A 25,683-nucleotide genomic window follows, 5' to 3' on the forward strand; every position below is an offset into this window, starting at 1 on the left:
ATCATCTCCTTAATATCAACCATATTTCTCCAAAACTATTATTTTGTTCGAGATATTCCGAACAGCCGGAATCTTCCCAATCACATGATAAATCGGCATAAGTTCTTTCATACCCTCAACCAGACTGACTTCATGCAGGATAGAAAAATTTGCTGCAATCTTTTGTAGTTCTGTTCCGTTCTTAACTCCCCATGTGAATTTTGCATTGCTGCCCTCTATAGATTTTTCTTTCACATGTTTTACAACAAATGGTGACATGGTTTCGACCATTACAGTTATTTTCTGAAATGATTTTTCAATAATAGAAAACATCTTTCTGATGTCCTTCTCACACAAATACATAGTAAGTCCTTCAATTACTACCAGAACATTTTCTCCATGATAATCTATATCGTCGACGTAGGAATCATCCATTGCAGACTTTGCAATCTGATAGATTGGACCTGTTTCCAGAAGAAACTGCTGCCTTATCTTCATAGTCTCCGGCAAATCTACATTGTACCAGCGCAGATATTTTCCCTTCAAACGATAACATCTGGTATCCAGTCCGCATGCAATATTTACAACAACTGTATTTTCATGCTTCCCCAAATATTGCCTGACCATCCGGTCTAATACAATTGTCCTTGCAATCACACCATAAGTCATGGCACTATCTTTATCCGCTCTGGAAAAATCATAATCAAGCCTTTCCACAAGTTCTACGGCAATCTCGTCCTTAATCTTCGCATTTTGTTTTTTTGTTTCTTTTGCTCTTGCATACAGGGTCTGTACCATCGTTTCCGGTACACCTGTCACATCCACTTTTTCTTTCATTGTTTGTCGCCTTCCACTGCCTTTCTTACTTCTTCCACCCACTCTGCACTATGACAGCAAAACAGTTCTTCGTGCTGCATATTGTGTCTCCGGATATCCGGATTTTTGAAATAAGTACAATATCTCTTTTCGTATTTTTTTCCCATCTTTGTTGCGTAAAACACATGGATTGTAGTTCCCGGCACATCAATTCTTTGCCACAATGTCAAGTGGTGAATTAAAAAAGGTAGCCAATATCAAAGAATTTATCTTTGTGGCTACCATTCTGATAATTTTTCAGCCTGACTCATACTGCTTAACTTGTACTATTCGAGAGTACGAATTATAATATGACAATATGGAGGTGCAGTATGGATTACATGACTTTGAAAGAAGCAAGTAAAATTTGGGGAGTAACACCCCGTTGGATAAATTATTACTGTTCTGCAGGACGTATCCCAGGAGCGGAAAAAATGGGAACCGTCTGGCTTATCCCGAAGAATGCAACAAAGCCATTAGACGGACGAAGAAAAGCTGCCGGGCAATCAGGAGGGGAACATCATGATTGAAGTTTATTATGCGGAAGATGACGAAACGATTGGCAAGTCTGTAAAAGAATATTTGGAGCAGCAGAATTGCAAAGTGACTGTTTTTGATAGGATTGCCGATGTCAAGAAAGCATTGATCGGTCATTTGCCTACGATCGTTTTGTTGGACTGGAATATGCCGGACGGACAAGGTAGTGAATTGTGCCTTTGGATTCGGGAAAGATGGATAACCCTCCCTATTGTCTATTTGACGGTTCGCGGTGATTCCCATGATATTGTTACGGGCTTCCAAAATGGGGCGGATGATTATGTGGTAAAACCCTTTGATCTTGCTGTTCTGTATTCGCGTATTTTAGCTCTGCTGCGGAGAACCGAGGGCGTAACCCACACAAAACTATTCTGCGATGACTTGATGTTGGATAAAGAGAAAACGGCTGTTTATAATGGGCAGAAAGAAATCGTTGTCAGCCAGCCGGAGTACCGGATTCTCCTGATCCTGATGGAAAACAAGGGAAAAACGATTACCAGAAACCAGTTATTAGAGCAAGTTTGGGATCGCAGCGGGAACTATGTAAATGATAATACGCTGACGGTCACCATGAAAAGACTGCGGGAAAAGCTGAATCATCCAGCCTGCTTAAAAACGATCCGAAGTTTTGGCTACCGTATGGAGGATACACAATGAGCGAAAAATGGAAACAAAAAATACTTCTGATTTTTCCGTTTGCTGTTCTTGCGGCAGGCATGATGCTTACCACCGCTTTCTTCCTGCACACATACCGGCAGATTGCATTTGAACACACTTCGGCATTATGCGAAACCATATTGGCAAATTCTCCCGAAGCCGAGCCGCAGCTATTAGCGGCTCTGAAAGACTATCATTCATTGACGGAACAAGAACTCAGAGGCAACGATTATCTGGGAAAATACGGATACCGGGCCGATGATTTTTGCTATGATTTCCCACCGGATACCGTGCTTTTTCCGATTCTATTTTTCCTTGTGACCGCTTGTGCTTTTGGGGCCGGGATCTTTCTGTCCCGCAGAAAAAATCGAAAGCGAATCGATGATTTGACCGAGTATTTGGAGCAGATCAATATCGGTGCTGGCTGGACATTGATACAAGCGAAGGAAGATGAATATTCCCATTTGCAGGACGAGATATACAAAACTGTCACGATGCTTTATCAAACAAGAGAAACAGCAGTCGCCGCAAAGAAAAATTTTGCAGAGAACCTGGCTAATATTGCGCACCAACTGAAAACACCGATCACAGCGGCATTTTTATCGTTGCAGCTTATGGAAAAAGAGATTCCGGGGGCTTACGCAGAACAGGTTAAACAGCAGTTGAAGCGATTAAACCGTCTGGAAGAATCCTTGCTCATGCTTTCCAAAATTGATGCTGGAACGCTGCCGCTCAAGCGGGAAAAGGTCGATCTTTATACGGTGTTAAATCTGGCGGCAGATAATCTGAACGATCTGTTGCGGAAAAATCATATTACTGTTGACATTCCAGAAAATGGCTGTATTGAATTTTGGGGGGATTTAGAGTGGACAATGGAAGCCCTCATCAATCTCATAAAAAACTGTATGGAATATTCTAAACCGGGCGGAATCGTCCATTGTGACTATGCAGGCAATCCTCTCTATGTAGAAATTCGGGTATGGGATGACGGGGCGGGCTTTGACACAGAAGACTTACCGCATCTTTTTGATCGTTTTTACCGGGGCCGGCGTGCAGCATCCAATGGCATTGGAATTGGCCTGGCTCTTACCCGTTCCATTTTTGAATTACAGAACGGAACTATAACCGCTTACAATTTGCAAAACGGCGGTGCTTGCTTTGAAATAAGGATATACAGTCACTGAGATGTCACTTTACTTTGCTATACTGTATGCAAAACCATCCGGTAGAAAGGAGAAAGTGACATGGAAATATTAAGATGTGAAAACGTCCGAAAAGTATATGGTGCAGGAAACAATCAGGTTGTTGCACTGGATCATATTGACCTGTCCGTACAAAAAGGAGAATTTGTTGCCATCGTAGGGGCGTCGGGTTCAGGAAAATCCACCTTACTTCATATTTTGGGAAGTGTGGATAAGCCGACAGAAGGGAAAGTCCTGATAGAGGGGACAGAACTATCTGCCATGAACCGAACACAGGCAGCCATTTTCCGGCGTAGGAAAGTCGGGTTGGTCTATCAGTTTTATAACCTTATCCCCACCCTTACCGTCCGAAAAAACATTCTCATGCCGCTCCTGTTAGACAAGCGCAAACCAAATCAGGAATACTTTGAGCAGATTGTACATTCCCTGGGAATTGAAGATAAACTGGAATCACTGCCCAGTCAGCTTTCCGGTGGACAACAGCAGCGAGTTGCTATCGCTCGTTCTTTGATTTATCGCCCTGCCATCCTGCTTGCCGATGAACCAACCGGCAATCTGGATCGGAAAAACGGAGAGGAAATTATTGACTTGCTGAAATTGTCCAACCGCAATTTGGATCAGACCATTCTTTTGATCACCCATGATGAAAAAATTGCGTTGGAAGCGGATCGCATTATCACCATAGAGGATGGAAAAATCATCAGCGATCAGAAACGGAGGTAAGGATATGTGGAAAGACTATTCGACAGGATTTATAAAAAAGAATCGGGCTTCCAGCATATCCGTTCTGGTCGCAGCTTTTATTTCCGCTTTGTTTCTGTCTTTACTGTGCGGTCTATTTTATAACTTCTGGAATTATGAGGTAGAATCCGTTATTTTAGAAGAAGGAAACTGGCAAGGACGTATTACCGGGGCATTTGAAGAAGATATAGTGTCTGAGATCGAAAATTTTGCCAATGTAAAAACGGCAGAAATCAATGAAGATTTATCTGACGGGCAAACGCTTGTCGTTGATATTTGCTTTGATGACATGAGGGCTGTATATCATGATATGCCTCTTATCGCCCAGCAGGCAGGCGTTCCTGAAACTTCCGTATCCTATCATGAATCGCTGTTGTCAAGTTATTTCATCAACGATCCGCAGGATAGCACGCCACCCTTATTGATGGCTTTTTATCTTTTTGTACTCCTTCTAGTGTCAGTGTCTTTGATTTTAATCATTCATAACTCCTTTGCAGTATCTATGAATGCCCGTGTACATCAATTTGGCATTTTCTCCAGCATTGGGGCGACACCGGGGCAAATTCGTACCTGCCTCTTACAGGAAGCGGCGATACTTTGTGTGATTCCTGTTTTACTCGGAAGTTTTATTGGAATTGCTTTGACGTTTGGAGCCATCCAAGCTGTCAATGTTCTCGCAGATGGTATTGTCGGCAGACATGAGGCTACCTTTATCTATCATCCACTCGTGTTTGCCATCACCATTCTTGCCTCGTTTTTGACGGTGCTGATTTCTGCCTGGCTGCCGGCTCGGAAATTAAGCAAAATGACCCCGCTGGAAGCTATAAAAAATACGGGGGAATTGCAGTTAAAACGGAGAAAAAAGTCCCGTATTCTTGCGCTTTTATTTGGGACCGAAGGAGAGCTTGCCGGAAATGCGCTGAAAGCACAGAAGAAATCTCTGCGAACCGCTACGTTGTCGTTAACTCTTTCTTTTTTGGGCTTCGCGTTAATGCTGAGCTTTTTTACGCTATCTGGGATTAGTACAAACCATACCTACTTTGAACGCTATCAGAATGCCTGGGATGTGATGGCAACACTTGAGGACACAAAGATCGAGGACTTTGCTTATACGGATGAAATCCATGCATTGGCTGATACAGATAGCATAATCTATCAAAAGGCAAATGCTGTTTGCTCTGTTCCGGTGGACTCTGTCAGCGAAGAAGTAAAAAGCCTGGGAGGTCTTGAAGCAATCGCAGAAAGCGATGTCCGTATAGCGGATGGGATTTATACCATTCAGGCTCCCATTGTAATTATGGATGACAGCAGTTTTGCCATGTACTGTGAACAGATCGGCGTTTCTTCAACTGAGAATGGAAGTGTTGTTCTTAACCGTATTTGGGATAACATAAATAGCAATTTCAGGTACAAGGAATACGTTCCTTTTTTATCAGAAAACCAGGACACGATGATTTTGCAGAGCCAGGGAGACACGGCTGCGACTGTGACAATCCCAGTTTTGGGTTTTACGCAAGAGCCGCCGGTTTTAAGAGAAGAATATGATAACTATGCCTTAGTTCAATTTGTGTCACTTTCCACCTGGGAACAAATCGAGGAAACGATTGGAAATGCGGAACCAGACACTTATATTCGCATTCTTTCAGAAAAAGAAAGAACCCTGACAGAACTGAGCACGATTGAGGTTGAACTGACGAATGTGCTGGGACACGACATTTCTTTCGAAATGGAAAATCGAGTTCAGGAAAAGCTGGACAACGATGCTATGCTGAACGGATACAAACTGGTCGTTGGAGCGCTGTGTGTGCTGCTGGCCTTCATCGGGATTGCCAATGTGTTTTCCAACACGTTGGGATTTATCCGGCAAAGAAAAAGAGAATTTGCGAGATATATGTCCATCGGCATGACACCGGAAGGTATGCGAAAAATGTTTTGGATCGAGGCCCTCGTCATCGCAGGCCGCCCGGTTCTGATCACGCTGCCGATTACTGCTGTGTTTGTGTGGTTGATGATAACGGCAAGCTACCTGAATCCAATGGAATTTTTGGCCGTAGCACCCATTGTTCCCATCCTGCTTTTTATCGCAACCCTTTTTGGTTTTGTCGCACTGGCATACTATCTGGGTGGCAAACAAATCTTGAAGTGTGATCTGGTAGAAGCACTTCGAACTGATTATATGGGATAATTCTATCAATTCGGACACACAAAAGCCCCATCCCTCGAAATAGAGAGATGGGGCCAACTATTTACGCGGCAATCTCCGGGATTTCCCCGACAAAGTTATAAACGATCCTGACTTCCTGCACCTTCTGGCCGTCCACCTTTTTGACTTCGCCAATTAAAATCTTGCTGATAAGCCGGTTCAATACCGCCTCGTCCAGTTTCTCAATGGCGGCATAGCGCCGGATTTCCTTGATAAAGGTACGGACTTCGCTTTCCTGTGCATCCGCCCGGCTCTGCATCACCGCCAGATCGTGCAGGCGCTTCTGGTTGGCTTCCTGCTCCTGCTCCAGCGCCGCCGTCAACTTCATAAACCGCTGCTCGGTCAGGACGCCTTTGGCCTTATCCGTGTACAGGCTTAAAAACATCCCGTCAATTTCCTGATTCCGGGCTTCCAACCGTTTCCGTTCCTTCTCCGTCTGGGAAGCGTCCACCAGATACCGGCGCTCCATCCGGCTGCTGAGCCGCTGGTAGAACGCATCGGCGTCCTTCATGGCCTGCGCCGCCAGTTCCTGTATATCCTTCAGTACCAGATTATATAAATCCCTTGCTTCAATCTTGTGGCTGGTACAGGCGTTCTTACCCAGCCGGTTGTAGGTCTGGCAGATATAGTATGCCTTGTCAATCGGCTCTCGCATCTCGCCGGTGAAACGGTTTTTGCCGGTTCTGCCGACTTTTTCATACCGCACCTGCATGGACTTCCCGCAGGTGGCGCAGTAGACAAGCCCGTGGAACAGGTTATAGAAGGGGCAGGCGTTGCCTTTCATAATGGTTGGCCTTCGGTCAATGATTTCCTGCACCTGTTCCCATTCCTCCGGTGTCACAATCGCTTCGTGGCAGCCCTCAATGACCTCCCATTCCTCACGGGGGATAATGTCATAAGTGTTGGAGCGGATGCCCTTCTGATGTGTCCGGCAGACAAGATGTGCGCCTTTATAAAAGGGATTCCGCAGGATATGGCTGATCCTCGCACTTCCCCATGAATAGTAATTCACGTCACATTCTGTATGGCTTTTTACTCTGGTAATAGGGATTTTATCATCCATGAGCTGCTTTGCAATCCGCATACAGCCCCAGCCATCCAGCGCCATATCATAGATTTTTCGGATCACCGGCGCAGTATCCGGGTCAAGGATGAGATGCCCTTTGTCCTCCGGGTCACGCATCAGGCCAAGAGGCGGCTGCCCGCCACAGAACTTTCCCTGCCGCGAACGGGTCATGCGCCCCGCCAGCACCTTTTTGGAAATATCCCGGCTGTACATATCGTTCAGGATATTCTTAAAGGGCGTGATGTCCATTTCCTGACGGGTCAGGCTGTCCACGCCGTCCGTGACGGCGATATAGCGTACATTGTGTTTTGGGAAAAAGATTTCGATATAGCTTCCAGCTTCGATATAGTTCCTACCAAGTCTGGATAGGTCTTTCGTGATGACGCAGCCGATTTTCCCCGCCTCAATGTCAGCGATCATGCGCTGGAAGGCAGGGCGGTTGAAATTGCGGCCCGTATAGCCGTCATCCACATAATACTCATACTGGAACATCCCATGCTTTTCTGCAAAGTCCCGGAGCATGAGTTTCTGGTTGCTGATGCTCATGCTCTCATTGTCGCCGCCATCATCCAGAGAGATACGGCAGTAGAGAGCGGTGATTTTCTCATAGACTTGTTTTTTCCTGCTCATAGCGTTCTCCTTCTATGAACAGGGACACGATACCATTATAGTACCATGCCCCTGTCCCTGAATCAACCGTTTTTACGCCGCTTTTTCTGCCATTTCGCGCTGCTGACGCCATTCTTCGAAGTGTTCACAGGTCTGACGCTCGATCAGCTGCTCAAAGGCTTCCCGCATGGACTTCTCCCCGGAGAACTCCCGCACCACCACAAAACGGACTTTATTCTTCTGATTTTTGCTTTTTTCCATAGGCTACCTCCATAGAAAGGCAGGCCGGGCGGCAGTTCCGGCAACGAAGTCCGGCAACGAACCTCTGAAAACCTGTAAACTACCGTCTGGCCCGCAAATCTTACTTTGTGAATTTTCTTGAAAAATCTCGTTGCTTTCGTTGCCGGAGATAAAGATAATGATAAAAATATCCCTTATTTACAGGCTTTTCCCGTATCCAGACAGGGAAAAACCCGGCAACGAACCCGGCAACCAAGCGGCAACCATCCCGGCAACAGACCGCTATTTTCAGGCGATCCACTCCTTTGGAAGCTCCAACTGGCGGCATTCTTCCTCGCTCAGTTCCACAAATCCATCTTCGTTGCCGGGCAGTTCGTTGCCGGAAACATCCCGTTCCCAACCCTTCTGCCTGCCGTATCCGGCGAACATTCTCGGATTAGAGAACGGCTTCCAGCCCGTCACCACCGTATTCATGATCTCGTTGATATTATGAAGCTGCCACCGCTTCGGCTCGTCATAGGTGTGGCCCAGCGCCTCCTTAAAAAGCTGTTTGGAGCAGACCATGCTGCCGGTGTAGTGTTCCAGAAAGCCCTGTATCTGCCCGGCCTCGGTGTCCTCCGGCATGAAATCCTTTTGCACCTCCACCAGCTGGCGCTGGATAGACTTGCTGAACTTCATGGAATAGTGGCCGCTGCGGTAAATCGTCATGGCCTCCGCCCAGACCTGCAACAGATAAGCTCTGGAAGCGTCCTCGTCCTCCAAAATGTGAACCTCCGCATTCTCCGGGTAAATCATGATCGGAAGGAACCGCCGGTTCCCGGCCCGGTCAAGGGGAAGGAAGTCCAGCGTGTTAGACGAACCGCCGAACACGCACTGCCGCAGCCGGTCTTTGGGCTGGGCCTCGTAAGGTGTGCGGTAGGTTTCCTTCTGGCGGCTGATGAACGAGCGGATTTCCTCTATGCTTTTGGCGCTGCTGGTGGCCAGCATCTCCGACATCTCAATGATCCAGTGGCCTTGCAGCTTTAGGAACACCCGGTCATCGTCCAGCTTTTTCAGGTCATCGGAAAACCATTCGTCCCGGATTGCCAACAGCCGGAAGAAGCTGGACTTTCCAGCCCCCTGTCCGCCCACCAGACAGAGCATTTCCTCATATTTGCAGCCGGGAGAAAACACCCGCCGGATAGCCCCCAGTAGGAAGTGCTTCAGCATTTCCTCCACATAGTCGCTTTCGTCTGCACCTAAGAAATGATGGAGACAGGAGCGGATGCGGGGCGTCCCGTCCCATACAAGGCCGTTCAGCACGTCCTGTATGGGATGGTAGCAGTTTTCATTCGCCACGATGGACAGGGCCGCCGTCATTTTCTTCTCGCTGGTCAGGCCGTAGGTCTGCTCAAAATAGAGAAGCAGATACTTCACGTCCGTATCCGTCAGGGCGCTTGTATTCCTGCGCCAGCCCAAATCCCGCACAATGTCCACCCGGTCAGTCAGGAGATTTAGCCGGATAGCGTCCCGCAGCAGCGGGTCATGGCAGAACACTGTCCGGCAGTTGCCGATGGTGTTGGCGGGCTGGCCTTTTTCCGTGACAGAGAGGCTTTCCCGCACCTCGTCAACGCTCTGCTCCGGCGCTAAGGCTGCGGCTGCGCTCATGACGGCCTGCCGGGTGGCTGGCTCTAAACTCTGATACTCGCTGCTCAATCTTCCTCACCTCTTTTCCATGCTGGACGACAACGGATGCCCGTTCCTCTATGCTGCCGGACAGGAGAATATCCAGCAGATACTCCGTGTACGATTTCTTTTGCAGGGCCTCCACGAACAGCGGATTCCATGCTTCATCCGGGTTCTGCGGGGCGTATTCCTGCTCCCAGTGTTCCAGCAGATGCAGGTAATCGCACAATACCCGGAAACATTTCTGCTCTGCCTGCCGGTAGCGCAGTTCCTCGCTGATTTTTCGCTTGACCGGCCTCCTGCGGGGCGGGTCATGGCCTTTGGCGTCATAGCTGACAGAAAAATCCTCCGCCAGTTTCAACGCCGCCTCCTTACTGCTCAGACCAAACAGACGGGCGGTAAAATCAATCACATCCCCGTCCGCCTGACAGCCGAAACAGTGGAACCGGCGGTCAATCTTCATGCTGGGATGCTTGTCATCGTGGAAGGGACAGCAGGCCATCCCGTTTCTGCCGACCTGCACCCCGTAAGATTCCGCAGCCTGCCTTGTGGGGACAGCCTGCTTTACCGCTTCAAACACATTCGATTTTCTCACCTCCAGACAGAGAAAAAGGCACCTGAATCCTGAAATCAGACGCCTCATAACTCCATATCCTGTTTCTTAGTAGGGGCAATCCGCCCCTCACGTTCCCAACGCTCCCGGTTCTCCCGGGCAGTGTTGATTTTTGCCTTTGCCAGTTTATCCATAATGGATTCTTTGGCTTTCTTCTTGATCTGCTCCTTCCCGGCCTGCTTGACCTCCGGCTGCATCAAGGCCGTCTGCACTGTTTTCAGAATCTTACCGGCGGATTGCAGTAACCTCTCCCGCACCCTTCCGAGGATTGTGTTTGCTAAACGCACCACTTCCGGGGAATTTTTTGCCTTTGGCGATGTCACATTCTTTCGGTAATCCTCGATCACTTTCAAATCTTCAAGCTGGGTCTGCTCCCGTACTTTGTCGGTCACCACCTCCACCGCCTTGTCATAGGCCACATCGGAAACATCATCTAACAGCGTCTCCACATCCTCAATTTTGAGCGTCAGTTCTTCCAGTTTCTGCTCCTGCGCCGCAAGCTGCTCCTTCTGCTTCATCAGGATATAATCCTGCTTTTCCAGATAGTCCCGCCCGCCGTAGGACGGCTCCTGATCCAGATGCAGACCATGCCTGCGGCAGATGTCAAAAAGCAGTGTCCGGCAGATGGCATCAAAGGTCTGCTTGCGGTTATTGTTCCGGCCTTTGGGCTTGTCCGGTTTTGGGAGAGGGACGCCAAGTTCTTCCAGCGCCTTCTCCTGTTGGGGACACAATTCCCCGTAGCGGTTCTCACAGTCAAAGACGTGCCGCTCATGAATGTGGGGCGTGGCTTCGTCCAGATGAAGCGCCCAATCAATGATATGGACATGGGAACCGAAGCGGCGGTCAAATTCCTCTTGAAATTCTGTGACAATCTGAAACAGCACTTCCGGCGGGACGGATTGCTCCATCGTGCCGATCTGGTAGAGCGTTTCTTCCGGACAGGTCTTGTTATTTTTCAGCAAGTCCTCCACAGTACGGTTGCGTTCCGTGTGGCGTGTTTTCTCATTGCGGGCGTTCTGGGCCTCCACATGGCCGCCGTAATGCTCGTAGTAGAACATCCGCTCAATTTCCTCAAAGCTGAAATCCGGCTGTTCCGGGTTCTCCCGGAACTCATGGGTGGTAAAGCCCCGGTAGCAGTCCCAATAGATATTTTGTCTGGCCCGGTCAGCGTCAATGTGTTCGCTGTTCTCCACATCGAACCGGCGGTCATTGTGACGGGGATTGTAAGTGCCATGCTTGCCGGAGCGCCCATTATGTCGTGTCAGTTTCAAACAGTTTTCCTCCTTCCTGCGAAGATGTTACGGGGCCGGGGAGGGCGGCGAAGCCGCAAATCCTGCGAAAGTCTGCGTCAGGTAATACCCAGTACAAGTTGACGCAAGCATCAACTTTCCCTGGGCCGAGGTTTTCCACCTCTGGACACCGGAGTAAAGGCTCGCCGCCTCTACACACCGCACAGGCGCTGCCGCCCTGTACCCGCCCAATGGGCGTTGCCCCTTGACCCCAGCAGTGCGCTGCCGCCCCTGCACCCCGGCACAAAGGGCTGGCTGCCCTCTGTACTCCCACACCGGCGAAGCTGGCTTCCGCCGCAGGAGCGGCTTCCGCCAGTTTCACCGGCTCCGTATCCGCACATTTGCGCCCATAGGCAGGGAGTGGATACGGAATACGCCTGTGTGGATTGCCGGTCAAAACACCGGGTGCAGACCCGGCGTTTTTTCCGTAAATGCCCCGATTTCAGGCGATTTTTTCTCCTGCCACCACCACCTGAAAGCCATGCTCCTTTGCGTACTCCCTTGCGGCGGCTTTCCGTTCCTCGCTGTACGGCGGCACCAGCCGGATGGACAGCCGGGACTTGTCCAGCACATAGGTCACGCTGCCCTCCGGTGTGCTGCGTTCCAACCGGCACAGCAGCGGATACTTCCGGCTGAAATCTGCAAGCCTGCGCTTCAAGCTGGCGTTGAATGTGTAGATGCTGGCAAGGTTCTCCGCCTCGTTCCAGTTGATAATGGTTTCCTTCTCATACTTAGACAGCTTCTTCATACAAATCCTCCTCATAATCAGTATAAGATTTCAGCACACGCAGGCTGCGCTTGAGACGGCGGTACTCGTCCATCTCCATCCGCAGATGGTGATAAAAATCCGCATACCAGCTTTCGTCCACCTCCGTCTCCACCTTCCGGGCCAGCCCCAGCATCCGGCGTTTGGCTTCCGGGTCAACGGTCAGGGCCGTCAGCCATTTCAACCGTGTCACCGTGTTGTGGTGGCTGGGGCAGCCATAAGCGTAGAGAATCTTCTTTTCTTTCATACTCAGTGTCATAATGATTTCCTCCATTTCTTTGCTGCGGAGCCATGCGCCCCGCGTGATAAACTTGTTTCTGTCCGCCGGTCTGCCTGCAAGCCGCTCCTGCCCGGAATATTTCCCGGCGTATCGGCCTCTTTGGTGCGCTCGATTTCTGTCCTGGCGTCACTTCCCCGGAGGCCATACCCCTTGCAGCCGGTCATTCGATTTTCAAGGTTCTGTGCCTGTCTGCAAGAACCAGTTTACCGAAAAAAGAGGCCCTTTCCCGTATGTCCAAAACGTCGGAAAAACGCTCGAAATCCGCATATTTCCACGCTTATGGAATCGTGCTATAATGAAGGTAATCACTGAAAAAACAATGACGAGAGGGGGCTTTGGATGTACGCAAAGCTGACAATCCCGGAGCGGCTCAAAGACCTGCGTGTAGTGGACAAGCACCTGACGCTGGAACAACTGGCGGAGCAGACCGGCCTATCCAAATCTGCGCTGGGAAAGTATGAAACCGATGACTACAAGGACATCAGCCCGTTTGCCATTGCGACACTGGCGGATTTTTACGGCGTGTCCACTGACTATCTGATGGGACTGACGGAAAATAAAAATCACCCAAATACAGAACTTCAATCTCTGCATCTGAGTGATGATATGGTGGAACTTTTAAGCAGCGGCAAAATCAACAACCGGCTTCTCTGCGAACTGGCTACCCACCCGAACTTCCGGCGTCTGATGATAGATATGGAAATCTGCATTGACCAGATCGCCAATATGCGGGTGGAACAGATGAATCTGGTGATGGAAGCCACCCGGCAAAGTATCCTCAGCAAATATTCGCCTGGAGAAGATGATCTCTATGTGAGGACGCTGGAACTGGGCCAGGTACAGGAAAGCGATTTTTACAGCCATGTTATGCACGATGACCTGGACAGCATCGTCCGGGACATCCGGGAAGCGCACCGCAAGGACAAGACCACTGCCGACCCGCAGCCCACGCTGGATGATGTGAAGGAAAAATTTGAGCAGGCATTGCAGCAAGGTAGCAACGAGGAAATGGTAATCCACGAATTCTGTGACAGGCTGCAAATCCCGTTCGAGAAGATTTCCTCGGAGGATTTCTCGGCCTTCCTGCGGATACTGAGCCTGTCGAAGATGCTCAAAAATCCCAACAACATGAGGGGAAAGACTAAGCCGCAGCCATACTATGCACCCAAACGTAAGAAACGCAGGTAACAAAAAAGCCATCCACCGTAAAAAGTGAATGGCTTTCATATTTTCAGGCTATACAACGGGGACTATTTATTTTCGCCCCGCTGCACCTGTTCGTGGGCCTCCTGCTGGACAAGTAACCCAGCTGAAAAACCATATTTGAAGTGGCTTTCGTTTTCCTCGCACTGGGCTATCGACACCTGCTCTCGCAGTTCCTCGACCAGTTTATAGTCCTCCTTGCTCAGACGCTCAGATAATGTCTCCATCAGGTCTGAACAGGCTTTGAGCGCCCGTTTGTACTCCGGGGAATCAGCGACCACCGTTTCACAAGGATAAAACCTGCCGTTATACATTTCTTCCAGAATCATGCACCCCACCTCCTTCAGACGAAAATCATCTCAGAGCAAATGATTTCTTCTGCCCGGCTGCGGATGCTGTTCATAGATTGTACCCAGCAGAGCCAGTTACGGGCTTTCAGTTCCTCAGTAACACCTTCCGCTGCCTGCATCTGCGAGATGATACACACCAGCCGGTCATTGGCCTGCCCGTTCAGATCGGCAAGATACGTCCAGAGTTTTCCCGACAAAAGCAGTTCATTGTACTGGCCGGGCCGGTGTTCTTGCAGGAACGCCTTGTGCATCCGACCCCATCGCCCGATAGGGCGGCTTTCCCCCGGCAGTCTCAGGTCGGGGATGTAGTAATCTCCCATCAGCGTATAGCTGATACCATTGTGATGGATTTTCTTTGGTAAATGCTCCATGTTCGACCTCCTGTATTCAGTTTTTTCAGAATCCAGTTGATCGTGTCCCTGTTCATGTAAAATTCAAGGCAACTGAACTCTTCACGAACAAGTATGGCATATCCATGCTGGACTTTTGTAACCAGATCCGAATAGAACTGATTATAAATACTCTGTTTTGTAATCCACGGACTTCCTCCTTTACCGATTCCAAACATATTCAAAAATCCATTATATAATTCTTTTTTAGCCCCGTCTGCCTTGCTCAGTTTTTTCTGCATATATTTCGGAAGAGCACCTGTATGTGCCATTTTATACATGAAAGGCACTACCATGGATGCCTGAATTTTTGCTACAAGTTTACCTGTTTCATCCATATCGCTGCTCCCAATGATGCCATGTTCTATATGAATTCTTTTTCGCTGAATCAAAAGAGAGACTAAACTTCCACCAAGAGAACATCCATACGCTGCCTTAATTCTTCCACAATACTTTTTCTTGATTTCCTGCTCAATCTTTTCGCATTCATCTTCCATTGAATAAAATTCTGTTTTCTCATTTGGATCAAATCCATCATAAGAAACTGTTATCGTGTAAAAATAAGAATGTAATCCATCCAGTACATGTTCAAAGCTGCTATACAGGCAACAGGTACCGGGAAATAAAAATATTACCGGTTTACTACTGTCTCCACTTTCATAAAATTTCATAGCTGGCCTCCTTTAGGCTTTTCTCACAGTCCTCTTTTAGATTGTTCTGTATATCGCATATGTGTTAGTTTTGTCTAACTACATATTACTAAAAAACCGTGCGCACTGCAAGACTATAATATCGCACGGTTTCTTTTCCATGTTTTTCTTTTTCCCGCTGTATTTTTCCTCCCTGCGTTTAGATATATAGAGGGATGAAAACACAAGAGCAAGTTATCAGAAATTGAAACTGGAAGTATAGTGTTTGAAGGATGGCCCTCAGTTCCTCCTCCGTCTGGAACGGTGGAGAAAACCATCCCCTTTTTTGCGAGAACATTTTTCACAAGCCAATCCGTTATTTTTGATTTACCTTTAACATAGAAACAGGCAATAAAAGTACCGCCTGATTTCAAAACACGCCATGTTTCCTGAAATGCTTTTTTCTTATCGGGAAAGGCATGGAATCCATTCATAGACAGCACAATATCAAATGACTCATCATCCATTTGCAAGTTTCCCACATCACCCTGAATACACTTAATATGTGCATAGCCATTAAATCTTCTCTCGGCTTGTTCAAGTATATCCATACTATAATCAAGACATGTAATATTCGCATTTTTCAGGGATGTCCACTTGCATTGTGTAAATACAGCCGTCCCAACTGGAACATCAAGAAGACTTCCTGAAAAATCGTCAGGAATATACGATAAGATTTTCCGGGCTATATCGTTGTCATCCGTACCACTCCAGAACAGCTTAATATACAGCCTGCTAAAAAGGTTTCTCTGTGTAAGTACATCGTCATATATATTTTTTGATGTTTCATAAGCGTTTTGTATTTTGTCTGCCATATTACACCTCCAAATTGCGATAAATCTATGTATTTCTTTCCAGTTTATTGTGCCATTAACTTAAAGTGCTATGTAAATTTGTTATTAAATTGTGCGTGAATCAGACAAACTTGAATCTGTCGCTTTAATACCCGTGGTCAACATGTTCCCAATTTCCACTGTCATTCCTAATTAGAATCCATTTCCAATCATCATATGTTGAATCCGGATTAAGCGAACCATCCCCGCCTGATGAGTCTACATCGAAAGATGATAATATTACGATTGCTTCATCCGCGTCATATTGTTCAGCCCATTCATAAAATTCATCGGCGTATGTATCTCCGGGATAGGTCAGTTTTGTCAGTGTGCAGCCGTCAAATTCGTTGCCGAAATAGTCTTTTACTGTTTGGAAAGCCGCCTCAATATCACTGTCTGAATATATTTCCGATGGTTTCCAATCAGGAATTTGAACATTGTCAATATTCCCACCACTATTCTTTCCACCACAGCCGGCAAGAACAAAAATCATTATCAAAGCTGTCAGAAAACAGAATATAGTTTTCCTATTCATTTTTCGATACCTCCTACGAATTCAAATTTTCCAGCTCGACAAGCTGGGATTTGTCTATACATTGATACAACTATCCAAAGCGAAGATACAGAACATATCCAATCACTAAGACTATAGGAACAGAACACACTATGCACAGGACTAAACATATTTTTCCTAGAAACTTCAGCTTTTTATTCTCCAGTTCTTTTCCTTTTTTCATAAGGACAATTGCTGCAACGAGCAATACGAGCATAAATACAAATAAACCTATAAAGAACCACCAAAACAATATAATTGTAGGTGCATTTTCCATAATACATACCTCCCAAGTCTATAATCCAAACAAATCACGATTGAGATTTCACCTATTCTAAGGAATTTAATAACTGTTATATTTTGTTACTAAATTTCTCACGAGCCATTGAAAACACTAAGTTTGTGGTAGGTGAACTTTCCCTTAGACTTTCCCTTGTGTTATATCTTCCCACAGGTTTTTACGAACTCTGATAAGGGAAAAAGTAAGGGAAAGAAAATCTTATAAAACAGTATAACACAAAATAAAACTGACATGGTGAACTGATTGAAATGCTTCAATATTTTTTGATTTTAAGGAGACACAACATGAATACCATTTACGCAGAATACAATATGTATCACAACAGCATTGATATCTACACATCTGCCGGATATATGTTACGCATTGACTGTAATAAGGCAGAGGATGGACTAAAAACTACTCCCTGCTCACAATGTTCGTTAAATGCTCTTGCGATTGATGAGCCACTAGAGTATGTTAAGCTATATCTTGATGGAACTATGCAGATGTGGGTAGATGCAGAAGACGCATAAGAATAACACTCTGCATATACCACCATATATACAGAGGGGATAGCCAGCATTTCTTTCGTGCTAACTATCCCCTTTACTGAATATATATGCCGTAAGTCTTAACGCTGCATATTATTCATCATCTTTTTTCATGCGTACACTTAACAATGCAAGCAGACCTGCAAGTGAAGCAGCCAATAATGTCACCCAGAGCATTAGATGGCTGTTATCGCCAGTCTGAGGTGCTGTTATCTGCTGGCTGTCGTCTGTATTATTTCCACTGTTACTGTCATTAGTTTTCTTGTCATCAGGTACAGCTGCCGGATTACTATTTGGATTATCATTGCTGTTGTCCTTATTACCGTTGTTGTCTTTACTACCTTCATTATCTGATGTATTCTTGCTTACCTTAAAGCTTGTAACTGCTGAGCCATCTGCCCATACGATTTCAAATGAATGTGTTCCGACAGAAAGTGTTTTCAGGTAATCTGCCTTTAAGATAATAATCGTTGAACCTTCTTTTGCGATGTAGTTCTTTGCATCAATTATGCTTCCATCAACTTTTACGCTTTCAAATTTAGAAAATTCTCCATTTCCTCCGATAGTGATGGTTCTGTCTGTATTCTGCTTCCACTCACTGTCTGCACCAGATATAATTTTATAAGATGCCAGAGCTGCATTTACCTTTATTGTAATATCCTTTGTCTTTGTTACGCCATTCTTAGTATATGATACTGTCAGTATCTTATCTCCATCCGCTGACATATCTATTGCGAATACATTGGTTGTATAATCCTGCACAGGTTCACTGTATCCGTCTGCATAGTACACAGTGACTGCAAGGTCATCCACATTCAGGGTATCGCCTGCTGTATACGTGGTCTTTGTCTTTGATGCTTCAATCCGCTCAGGAGCAAGGGCTGTATTGTGGGTAATCTTCAAATTACCATTAGCCATTGTGATATCATAGTTGGCTGTCACATCCACACCTGCAGCATTTTCAATCTTCACACCACTTACGGAGATTGTTCCATTCTCTGTACGATCTGTTGTGCTTGGTGTAAGGGTTATTTCTTTAATGCTGTCACCTGTAATGAGTCCATCCTCTGATACGGTATACAGACTTTGGTTAATATCTTTACCCCAGACAATATCCTGTTCCTGTGCTGTTATGGTAACAGGCTTTTTATTTATGGTTACTGTCTTTGAACCCTCAACGGTAGTATAGTTATCCTTCGTAATCCGATAGTATACGGTATACGTACCTTCATTGCTAAAAGAAGGATTATCACTGCCGTAGGTTATGCCATCGGTGCTGTAGGTTACGGCTGCTCCTTCAGGATTGGTCACGCTCACGCTGATGCTGTGTGGCTGTCCGTCATAGGTTGTGCTGTAATCCGTTGCCGTATACAGGATGGTTCCGTTATCTACCGTAAGAGTAACTGTTTTCTCTCCTGCCGCAAAGATTCCGTTTGCTACAGTACTTACCTTAATCTTAAAGGTTCCTGTCTGGGTTACGGTAAGTGTTGTACCCGAAAGCGTGCCTTTTCCGGTTCCGCCATTCGTTCCAGTAACAAGTGTATACATTGCAGCTCCTGCATTATTGTCGATGCTAAAATACTGTGATACATCAACGGTTTCACCTGTATATGTTATACTGCTGTCTGTTCCGGTGATGGCGACAGGGGTTGCGGCTTTATTCTTAACCGTAATCGTGCCTGTGATATTGCCTGTACTTGTATCATAGCCCTGACAGTTAGCAGCGTTATAATTCGTCAATGCAGATTCAGGGATTGTCCACCTAAAGATGTTCTCTGCTTCCGGCGTTTTGTCATAAACTCCTCCGTCACTCTCAATGGTCCATGTCACAGCCATATCTTCTGTAGTTGGTGACGTTGTTCCTTCAAATGTTACTGTTGCCGTCTTTCCAAGCTCCGTGTTCGTTCCGCTTATAGGCGTTGTATCATATCCATCATAGCCATAGTAAGCTGTAAATGTATTATTTTCCGGTACTGTCGGCGCAGCTACACTTTCTATCTTTCTCTTGTCTGTTGTAAATTCTTTGGTTACTGTCAATGTATCATCTGCAGCATTCTTTGTAACACTCGTTGCGGTATTGCCTGATACGGTAGCTGTCACATTATCTGCAAATTCATAGCCTGTATCTGCTGTAAGTGTAATGCTTGCCGTGTATCTCATATTATATCCCGCTGTGGTATCACTTGGTGTCCATGTAATCTGTGGTGTGGTGCTTTTTACACCTTCTGTTGTACATGATGCTTCGGTATCCAATGCAGTATCAGGCATCGGAGTATCAATATCTGTAATTGCTATTGAATGAATTATTTTAATATTTGTCTCAGTTGCATTGACCGCATAAGCCACATTATCCTCGGTTATTTCCAGCCAAATTTTGCAGGTTGATAAATCGATTGATGCCGGTGTATATGATTCTGCCTCAATAGCAGATACGTTCACAACATCTGTTCCTGTAATCTTCTTACTGTAATACCAATCATTTGTTTCATCTTTGCCTTGCACAACAAGTGCCACGGTTTGTGAGGTAGCACCACCCTTCACCGCCTTAATATCACCTGTTGTGGTGTTATAGGTTACTGTACCAATATTCTTATCTTTTCCATCAAGTCTTAAAGTCATCGCCGTACGTTCTGCAATCGTTCCCGATTCTGTACCAGATGATGCTGCTGTCGCAGCAGATGCGAAGAGAACAGATGACAGATCCAGATTGGAAGCGGGCTGAACAGGGCTCCCGGAGTCGATGTCGACACGGCCGAGGATGACATAATAGCCCCGATCCGCGCACAACGCAGTGTCACCACTACGACCGTAAGGCGAGCGCAGCCAGAACCACTCTCCGTTCCTCAAGTAACTACTCATGGCAAGTACTGTACTGTCATCGGTTCCTGCCCACAAGTATTGGTCATTATCATAATCTCCCTGTAACGCATACAGTTTGTCTGTGGTGGTATAGGTTACACTACTATTCTTCGTATCCTTCGTTGTCACTGTGGTGGCATTCATCAAGCCCTGCTCGGCTGAGGTGAAGTAGGATGTATTCGTAGCCATACCCTGCAGTGTATCACGAAGTTCACTTGCTCCGTAGTGATTTGCGTATACTTCTGTTATAGTCGCTTCACTATAAACACAATCTGACCATAGATTTTCATCATTCTTATTGCTTATGTCTGAATTAAACTTCTGCCCTCTTGCAATCGGGCTTGCGGCAACGATGATGGTATTATCCCCTGATACACCCTCATCCTTTCCTAAGATGTACCATTCCTGTGCTGTTGTTCCATCTGATTTCTTACCAAATACCAGCTTGCCGTAATTTACTGCAGTTCCATTACTGTATGGTTTAAATGAATTCATCAACTGTTCTTTGGTTACATAGGTGGTATTGATTTTTTCAATCTCTTTTTCTGCGTTTACTGCATATGAAACATTATCCTCGGTTATTTCCAGCCAGATTTTGCAGGCTGATAAATTGATTGATGCCGGTGTATTTGATTCTGCCTCAATAGCAGATACATTTATCGTCTCTGTTCCTGTAATCTGTTTACTGTAATACCAATCGTTTGTTCCATCATTGCCCTGTACGACAAGTGACACGGGTTGTGATGTATCACCCCTCACCACCTTAATATCACCTGTTGTGGCACTATAGGTTACTGTACCAATATTCTTACCTGTTCCGTCAAGTCTTAAAGTCATCGCCTTACCCAATGCGATTGTTCCTAACTTTGCTTGATCAGATGATGCTGCTGTCGCAGCAGATGCGAAGAGAACAGATGACAGATTCAGATTGGAAGCGGGCTGAACAGCTAAATCGTAGTCAACATAGCGGTTGCCGACAATCAGACCCGGAATACCTATCAACGCAATGCTAACATCATCAGCGTAAGGCGAGCGCGACCAGAACCAAAAATCGTAGCTCGAAGAATAGCTGTTCCAGTAACTATACCTGGCAAGTACTGTACTGTCACTGGTTCCTGCCTGCAGTTTATTATCATTAAAATCTCCCTGTAATGCATACAGCTTGTCTTTGGTGGTATAGGTCACATTACTGTTCTTCGTGTCCATCGTTTTCACTGCGGTATCATTCATCAAGCGCTGCTCGGCTTTGGTGAAATAGTTTATATCCGCAGCCATACCCTGCAATGCCTTTCGAAGGTCACTTGCTCCGTAGTGGTTTGCATATACTTCTGATGGATTACTTTCATATACACCAAAACTTGAAGCAAAAGACTTATTGTCATAGCTTGAATTAAACTTCTGCCCTGTTGCTATGGGGCTTGTGGCAAAGATGATGGTATTATCCCCTGATACACCCTTATCCTCTCCTAAGATATACCATTCCTGTGCTGTTATTCCATCTGATTTTTTACCAAATACAATCATTCCATAATTTTCTGCAGTTCCATCTGCATTCGGGGCAAATGTATTATCCATCAACTGTGTCTTTGTGGCATAGGCTGACACACTTGGTTCCGTTCCCGAACCGGATGCTGCCTGCACCTTATTTGCTCCGCCTGACATAGCAGGAACCAGTCCTGCTATCATGGCAAAGGTAAGAACAAACGCCATTCCTTTCTTAAAATTATGCTTTAATCTTCTCATCTGAATCCTCCTTTGTTTTTGTAAATATAGTATTAAAATAGATACGTTTTCTTAATTTCCATGTATGACCATGCTTTAAATTCAAATCAAATGATCCCCCCTTATCAGACAGAAAAAGCACCACTAAATACATACATCTTATCCATGTACATATTTATTGATGCTTTTATCCGTTTCCTTTTATGAATATGAACAGTCGAAAAAAAGGCGCAGTCAGAGTGCTGTGCTGTGCTGTGCTGTGCTGTGCTGTGCTGTGCTGTGCTGTGCTGTGCTGTGCTGTTAAGATTATCTCTCTGACCGCCATGCCTGTCTACCTCCGTTGCAATATTTCTATAATAATTAGAATAGCAAAAATGTCAGGATTTATCAATCATTTAAATCTGATATTATAGTAATATTGGCTGGACATCATTTCTAAAGAAGCGGAGTATTACCTCATCTCTTTGTCAAATGTTCTTCTATTGTTTTGTCTAAACTTTCCAACATCTTTCTGCAATCGGGCAAGTTTCTCTGACATCATTTCTGTCTTATTCATTGGTGTTTCTGCATTGTCATTGGATTTCTTCCAGTCATCAACTTCCTGCTGATACTCTGCATATGCATTTTGAGATTCCTTGTAGCTTAGATAAAATTCATTCATGTTCTCAAATCCGTAGTTACGAACCATATTTGAAAGTCCTATCTTCAATCGATTGATATAATCAGTCTTTTCATCAATCTTTCTCTGTAATTCAGCTTTTCTTGTAAGCTTTGCCAATCCCTTCAAATCAGATAATTCAATCTCAAGATTACCCCGTTGCTGTTCAGCCTGAAAGATAAGATTATTCTGATTATCAAGCTCTGCTTTTATTTTTTTAAGCTTTGGATATGTGGCTGCCTCTGGTGTCATTACAGGCTTGTCTGGTTTTGTAACATTAACTTCCTTGATTGTTTCTTCTTGCGTTGTTATTTTATTCTCAACTTTTGTAGATTCTTCAATAGCAGAAGTATTATCTGTGTTATCTACCACTATATTGCTTGTAAAATCTGTTTTTTCGGCATTTGTAACATCTGTATGCAGTATCTTATTCCGAATAGCTCTGGCTGCTTCAAGCACCTTCGATATCAGCAGTACCAGTTCCGTAATCGCCATATTAAGTATCAATGCTAATCGTTGAGGTTTGTTCCCATATATTTCAATCGACCTTTTTATCGGTTCTGTGATATGTTCCCTTTTTATCTGTAAAATATCATCCATAGGAACATTGCTTATGATTGCCCTGTCAACCTCCCGATTCCAGTCCATCCGCAACTTATTATCCTGCTCAATCTGTTCTGCCTTTGGATTATTCCTACCAATCTTCTTGGTAGCAAGATATGGACCATTGCGGTCAAATACTGTTAATCTGTCTTTTTCGTCCGTTACCCAATGGTTTATCATTCTGGTATAGAATAGTTTTACCTCATCCAGAAAATCTTCCTGCTTGAACCTCGTATTCTTTGAGGTAAACAGCTTCTTCTCATAAACCTCGCCTTTCCCTATAACCTTACATCTTTTGCGGATATTGCCAGCTTCATCAAGGATTTCTTTCTTAGTCCTTACATGATTACCATGCTCATCATAGAACATATTTCTTGTGGCAATCTTTATAACAGGCTCCGCTAATAACTGCCTTTCGGAAAAGATAAGATGGATATGGAAATTTGTCATACGCTTATTGTGGTGAAGTGCTGCAACACATTCCACACCATACTTTTCTTTGAATTTATCCGTAAACGATTTTAGCAGCATATCGGGCATTCCCTGTTCATAAAGTGATTCAGGCAGGGCAATGATAAGTTCTCTTGCCTCGATACAATTTCCCTCAACACCGCTTTTCTTAAATTCCTGCTGGCTGCATCGTGCAAGTTCTGTCCAGTAACTTCTTTCCGTAGTTTCATAGACAGCATACAGATGTTCCTGCTTTGCATGGCTTGATATATAGGTTATTCTTCCCCGGACATTCGACAGCTTGGTCATCTGTATAAATGAATGTCTTGTTGTCAATGTGCTTTCTTCTCCTTCCTCTGCTAGTGGGAATGGAGTACGAACAGACAATATAAGTGGTATTGTTGTTGGCTTATTGCCGTATCCGGCATAACCAAATGCGACAGCATTTGTATAAGTCACGCCTGCGTGGCTTTGCTCCCTGCAAGGGCGAAATACGCTGAGCATAAACCGCAGGTTTGTGCGAGGGGTGTATTTCGCTCTCAAACGCCGAGGGCTTTGATATCTTGTGATTTTCCTGTCCTTCCATTCCAATAATTGGTTGTTGCATATCAGAAGAAGCACATGTTATAATCCTCTTGCGTGTAGGTATATCATGGCTTCGGTCTGATATATCAGAGGCGGTTTCATTAGAAGCCGCCTCTCTTAAGTTGTCACTTTTCTTGTGACCGGTTTTACGCTGCTCTTATCTCTCAAGTCTCTACCTTCGTTTACTTCCATGAACTTTTCAAGCATATCCGTTTTTATAAGAACTTTTCTTCCGACATTTAGAACAGGAAGCTTTTCCCACTCAACAAGTTTTCTCAGAGTGTTTCTTCCAATTCCTGTATAGTCGGCAGCATCTTCTATAGATAGAGCTATCTTTCTTTCCGTCATTTAACCGCCTCCTTTAAAATTGCATTATGCAATTTATTTTTTCTGTCAGTATATCGCATTTATATTTTATTGTCAAGCGTTACGAAATTGTAAAGATGATTATAGTATTGCATATTGCAATTTTAATTTTTATATGATATAGTATGAACATACCGAAAGGAATAATCAAAAAGGAGGCAGACAACATGAAGGATAAGGAACTTCGCCGGATTATCGGTGAGAGGGCTAAAAGCCGAAGAACAGAATTAAACCTTACACAACCTTATGTTGCAGACAAGATGGGAGTCACCGCTTCCACCATACAGCGTTATGAAGCCGGAACAATCGACAATACCAAGAAGATGGTACTGGAAGGACTTTCCGAAGCACTTCATGTATCTGTGGAATGGCTCAAAGGTGAAACTGACAGCTACGAAACAGATATAACAGATAAGAAAGAACTTCTTATAAAAGACGCAATGACAGGTATTATCGAAAACCTTCCAACAAACCTTGATAACGCAGAAGGAGATTTTGCCAAGAACCTGTTGCTGGCAGTATTAAACGAATACAAGCTCTTTGCTGATTCATTTACCAATGCCTGCAATAATTTCAAGGGAAATACAGAATATGCAGATGTAGCAGCAAAGATGGGGTTTGAATCCAATCAGGAATATAACGAAATAATGTTTCTGAGAGAGATTACTCACTCAGTAAACGCATTCAATGATATAGCTGACATCATAAGAACATATTCCAAGAATCCGGATGTGGCGGCACAGAGACTATCCAATCTCTTAGAAGATAATTCCGATTCGGTATAGAACGACAACCGGAGTTATGATACAATGAGCACAAGCGAGTCAAGCTGTTTACAGATTTGACGAGCGGCGAATTGGCTTATGGACTTGTCCATAAGATGCCTACAC

Annotated in this window: 25 protein-coding genes; 8 read left to right on the forward strand and 17 right to left on the reverse strand. The window is 45.2% G+C overall.

The features are described 5' to 3' along the window. Positions 1–15: 15 nt before the first annotated feature. Positions 16–816 (reverse strand): class I SAM-dependent methyltransferase, encoded by an 801-nt coding sequence (locus NQ488_14210; protein ID UWN95673.1) that lies wholly within the window; start codon positions 814–816, stop codon positions 16–18. A 350-nt stretch (positions 817–1,166) separates the two neighbouring features. On the opposite strand from NQ488_14210, the gene NQ488_14215 reads away from it, so the two are divergent. The 5 genes from NQ488_14215 to NQ488_14235 are packed head-to-tail and all read left to right on the forward strand — an operon-like array spanning position 1,167 to position 6,156. Continuing rightward, the gene (locus tag NQ488_14215; GenBank protein UWN95674.1) at positions 1,167–1,364 is read left to right on the forward strand and encodes a helix-turn-helix domain-containing protein; all 198 of its coding nucleotides are present in this window, start codon (positions 1,167–1,169) and stop codon (positions 1,362–1,364) included. Next, positions 1,357–2,028 carry a response regulator transcription factor gene (locus NQ488_14220; protein ID UWN95675.1) on the forward strand — a complete coding sequence of 224 codons (672 nt, stop codon included), beginning with the start codon at positions 1,357–1,359 and terminating at the stop codon, positions 2,026–2,028. The genes NQ488_14215 and NQ488_14220 overlap by 8 nt, the downstream gene beginning before the upstream one ends. Beyond that, entirely contained in the window at positions 2,025–3,212 is a 1,188-nt protein-coding gene (locus tag NQ488_14225) for a HAMP domain-containing histidine kinase (protein UWN95676.1), read from the forward strand. Before NQ488_14220 ends, NQ488_14225 begins: the two co-directional genes overlap by 4 nt. A gap of 60 nt (positions 3,213–3,272) precedes the next feature. Continuing rightward, a complete protein-coding gene (locus tag NQ488_14230) occupies positions 3,273–3,953 on the forward strand; it encodes an ABC transporter ATP-binding protein (GenBank protein ID UWN95677.1) in 681 nt (226 codons plus the stop codon). Positions 3,954–3,957: 4 nt separating this feature from the next. Further along, positions 3,958–6,156, forward strand: coding sequence for an ABC transporter permease (locus tag NQ488_14235; GenBank protein UWN95678.1), 2,199 nt, complete (start codon positions 3,958–3,960; stop codon positions 6,154–6,156). Positions 6,157–6,217: 61 nt separating this feature from the next. Here NQ488_14235 and NQ488_14240 read toward each other — a convergent pair whose 3' ends face one another. The 7 genes from NQ488_14240 to NQ488_14270 form a co-directional block, all read right to left on the reverse strand. After that, a complete protein-coding gene (locus tag NQ488_14240) occupies positions 6,218–7,870 on the reverse strand; it encodes a recombinase family protein (protein ID UWN95679.1) in 1,653 nt (550 codons plus the stop codon). 72 nt (positions 7,871–7,942) lie between these two features. Further along, complete coding sequence (locus tag NQ488_14245; protein UWN95680.1) at positions 7,943–8,110, reverse strand: hypothetical protein; 168 nt, start codon at positions 8,108–8,110, stop codon at positions 7,943–7,945. Positions 8,111–8,377: 267 nt separating this feature from the next. Beyond that, positions 8,378–9,736, reverse strand: a complete 1,359-nt coding sequence (locus tag NQ488_14250) for a virulence-associated E family protein (GenBank protein UWN95681.1) — start codon at positions 9,734–9,736, stop codon at positions 8,378–8,380. Further along, positions 9,696–10,397, reverse strand: coding sequence for a CHC2 zinc finger domain-containing protein (locus NQ488_14255; protein UWN95682.1), 702 nt, complete (start codon positions 10,395–10,397; stop codon positions 9,696–9,698). The genes NQ488_14250 and NQ488_14255 overlap by 41 nt, the downstream gene beginning before the upstream one ends. After that, complete coding sequence (locus NQ488_14260; GenBank protein UWN95683.1) at positions 10,394–11,638, reverse strand: plasmid recombination protein; 1,245 nt, start codon at positions 11,636–11,638, stop codon at positions 10,394–10,396. Before NQ488_14260 ends, NQ488_14255 begins: the two co-directional genes overlap by 4 nt. A gap of 460 nt (positions 11,639–12,098) precedes the next feature. Then, positions 12,099–12,404, reverse strand: a complete 306-nt coding sequence (locus tag NQ488_14265) for a molecular chaperone (GenBank protein ID UWN95684.1) — start codon at positions 12,402–12,404, stop codon at positions 12,099–12,101. Beyond that, positions 12,388–12,681: a hypothetical protein gene (locus NQ488_14270; protein ID UWN95685.1), complete on the reverse strand. Its 294-nt coding sequence runs from the start codon at positions 12,679–12,681 to the stop codon at positions 12,388–12,390. Before NQ488_14270 ends, NQ488_14265 begins: the two co-directional genes overlap by 17 nt. Before the next feature lie 360 nt (positions 12,682–13,041). Here NQ488_14270 and NQ488_14275 point away from each other — a divergent pair, with 360 nt between their 5' ends. After that, positions 13,042–13,890: a helix-turn-helix domain-containing protein gene (locus tag NQ488_14275; GenBank protein ID UWN95686.1), complete on the forward strand. Its 849-nt coding sequence runs from the start codon at positions 13,042–13,044 to the stop codon at positions 13,888–13,890. Between the two features lie 62 nt (positions 13,891–13,952). Here NQ488_14275 and NQ488_14280 read toward each other — a convergent pair whose 3' ends face one another. From NQ488_14280 to NQ488_14305, 6 genes are all read right to left on the reverse strand, one after another. Beyond that, positions 13,953–14,234 (reverse strand): hypothetical protein, encoded by a 282-nt coding sequence (locus NQ488_14280; protein UWN95687.1) that lies wholly within the window; start codon positions 14,232–14,234, stop codon positions 13,953–13,955. Positions 14,235–14,248: 14 nt separating this feature from the next. Beyond that, positions 14,249–14,626: a TnpV protein gene (locus tag NQ488_14285; protein ID UWN95688.1), complete on the reverse strand. Its 378-nt coding sequence runs from the start codon at positions 14,624–14,626 to the stop codon at positions 14,249–14,251. Further along, positions 14,575–15,315, reverse strand: a complete 741-nt coding sequence (locus tag NQ488_14290) for a hypothetical protein (GenBank protein UWN95689.1) — start codon at positions 15,313–15,315, stop codon at positions 14,575–14,577. The genes NQ488_14285 and NQ488_14290 overlap by 52 nt, the downstream gene beginning before the upstream one ends. A gap of 113 nt (positions 15,316–15,428) precedes the next feature. Continuing rightward, complete coding sequence (locus NQ488_14295; GenBank protein UWN95690.1) at positions 15,429–16,148, reverse strand: class I SAM-dependent methyltransferase; 720 nt, start codon at positions 16,146–16,148, stop codon at positions 15,429–15,431. A 124-nt stretch (positions 16,149–16,272) separates the two neighbouring features. Then, positions 16,273–16,701, reverse strand: coding sequence for a hypothetical protein (locus NQ488_14300; protein ID UWN95691.1), 429 nt, complete (start codon positions 16,699–16,701; stop codon positions 16,273–16,275). Positions 16,702–16,771: 70 nt separating this feature from the next. After that, positions 16,772–16,996, reverse strand: a complete 225-nt coding sequence (locus NQ488_14305; protein UWN95692.1) for a hypothetical protein — start codon at positions 16,994–16,996, stop codon at positions 16,772–16,774. A 308-nt stretch (positions 16,997–17,304) separates the two neighbouring features. On the opposite strand from NQ488_14305, the gene NQ488_14310 reads away from it, so the two are divergent. Continuing rightward, positions 17,305–17,532, forward strand: a complete 228-nt coding sequence (locus NQ488_14310) for a DUF6061 family protein (GenBank protein ID UWN95693.1) — start codon at positions 17,305–17,307, stop codon at positions 17,530–17,532. A 111-nt stretch (positions 17,533–17,643) separates the two neighbouring features. Here the strand turns inward: NQ488_14310 and NQ488_14315 are convergent, their stop codons facing one another. The 3 genes from NQ488_14315 to NQ488_14325 all read right to left on the reverse strand — a co-directional run bounded on the left by NQ488_14315 (position 17,644) and on the right by NQ488_14325 (position 24,775). Then, positions 17,644–22,152: a bacterial Ig-like domain-containing protein gene (locus NQ488_14315; protein ID UWN95694.1), complete on the reverse strand. Its 4,509-nt coding sequence runs from the start codon at positions 22,150–22,152 to the stop codon at positions 17,644–17,646. 430 nt (positions 22,153–22,582) lie between these two features. Continuing rightward, positions 22,583–24,301 carry a MobA/MobL family protein gene (locus tag NQ488_14320; protein ID UWN95695.1) on the reverse strand — a complete coding sequence of 573 codons (1,719 nt, stop codon included), beginning with the start codon at positions 24,299–24,301 and terminating at the stop codon, positions 22,583–22,585. A 243-nt stretch (positions 24,302–24,544) separates the two neighbouring features. Continuing rightward, complete coding sequence (locus NQ488_14325; protein UWN95696.1) at positions 24,545–24,775, reverse strand: helix-turn-helix domain-containing protein; 231 nt, start codon at positions 24,773–24,775, stop codon at positions 24,545–24,547. Positions 24,776–24,960: 185 nt separating this feature from the next. Between NQ488_14325 and NQ488_14330 the strand changes: the two genes are divergently transcribed. Beyond that, positions 24,961–25,578, forward strand: a complete 618-nt coding sequence (locus NQ488_14330; protein ID UWN95697.1) for a helix-turn-helix domain-containing protein — start codon at positions 24,961–24,963, stop codon at positions 25,576–25,578. Positions 25,579–25,683: the final 105 nt, after the last annotated feature.

Source organism: [Bacteroides] pectinophilus (genome assembly GCA_025146925.1).
In the GTDB taxonomy this organism is placed as follows: Bacteria; Bacillota; Clostridia; order Lachnospirales; family Lachnospiraceae; genus Bacteroides_F; species Bacteroides_F pectinophilus.